Source organism: Bradyrhizobium cosmicum (assembly GCF_032290525.1).
GTDB lineage: Bacteria > Pseudomonadota > Alphaproteobacteria > Rhizobiales > Xanthobacteraceae > Bradyrhizobium > Bradyrhizobium cosmicum_A.
Genome location: NZ_JASXTA010000459.1, coordinates 1 through 248, shown reverse-complemented (window position 1 = coordinate 248; position 248 = coordinate 1). Strand labels below are relative to the sequence as shown.

General features: G+C 66.1%; 1 protein-coding gene. It reads right to left on the bottom strand.

The window, feature by feature from the left end:
* Positions 1-248, bottom strand: a 248-nt coding sequence (locus tag QSV46_RS40555; RefSeq protein ID WP_314964349.1) for a transposase, incomplete at both ends; no start/stop codon positions are given.

Sequence of the window (248 nt, the reverse complement as noted above, 5' to 3'; positions counted from 1 at the left end):
GCCCACGACGCACCAGATCGCGCAGGAAACTCGTCCAGAACGGCTCGGCCTCGGAAGGGCCGATGTGCAGGCCGACGATCTCGCGCTTTCCGTCCGTGTTGACGGCCACTGCGATTATTGCCGCCACCGAGACGATGCGCCCGCCCTCGCGCACCTTCAAGTAGGTGGCGTCGAGCCACAGATAGGGCCAGTCGCCGGCAAGGGGGCGCTTGAGGAAGGCGTTCACCCGCTCGTCGATGTCCTTGCAC